The sequence below is a fragment of the Pseudomonas serbica genome, assembly GCF_028823535.1.
GTDB lineage: Bacteria > Pseudomonadota > Gammaproteobacteria > Pseudomonadales > Pseudomonadaceae > Aquipseudomonas > Aquipseudomonas serbica.
Window position 1 is genome coordinate 1 of record NZ_JAQIYM010000045.1, and the last position, 866, is coordinate 866.

Consider the following 866-nt stretch of genomic DNA (forward strand, 5'->3'; position numbering starts at 1 on the left):
TACACCAAAGAAGGCAAGGCGATCTCCATCGCCCTGCTCGGCAACGCCGCTGAAATCCTCCCGGAACTGGTCAAGCGCGGCGTGCGCCCGGACATGGTCACCGACCAGACCAGCGCCCACGACCCGCTCAACGGCTACCTGCCGGCCGGCTGGACCTGGGACGAATACCGCGCGCGCGCCAAGACCGAGCCGGCTGCCGTGATCAAGGCCGCCAAGCAATCGATGGCCGTGCACGTCAAGGCGATGCTCGACTTCCAGAAAATGGGCGTACCGACCTTCGACTACGGCAACAACATCCGCCAGATGGCCCAGGAAGAAGGCGTGGAAAACGCCTTCGACTTCCCGGGTTTCGTACCGGCCTACATCCGTCCGCTGTTCTGCCGCGGTATCGGCCCGTTCCGTTGGGCGGCGCTGTCGGGCAACGCCGAAGACATCTACAAGACCGACGCCAAGGTCAAGGAACTGATCCCGGACGACGCCCACCTGCACAACTGGCTGGACATGGCCCGCGAGCGCATCAGCTTCCAGGGGCTGCCGGCCCGTATCTGCTGGGTGGGCCTGGGCCTGCGCGCCAAGCTGGGCCTGGCGTTCAACGAAATGGTGCGCAGCGGTGAGCTGTCGGCGCCGATCGTGATCGGTCGCGACCACCTGGACTCCGGTTCCGTAGCAAGCCCGAACCGCGAAACCGAATCGATGCAGGACGGTTCCGATGCCGTGTCCGACTGGCCACTGCTCAACGCCCTGCTCAACACCGCGAGCGGCGCGACCTGGGTGTCGCTGCACCACGGCGGCGGCGTCGGCATGGGCTTCTCCCAGCACTCGGGCATGGTGATTGTCTGCGACGGTACCGATGAAGCGGCCGAGCG

1 protein-coding gene is annotated in these 866 nt (G+C 65.9%); it reads left to right on the forward strand.

Annotated elements, in window-relative coordinates; all coding sequences use genetic code 11:
• Positions 1 to 866: urocanate hydratase (gene hutU, locus NQL71_RS29665; RefSeq protein ID WP_274643791.1), on the forward strand; the 866-nt coding region annotated here is incomplete at both ends.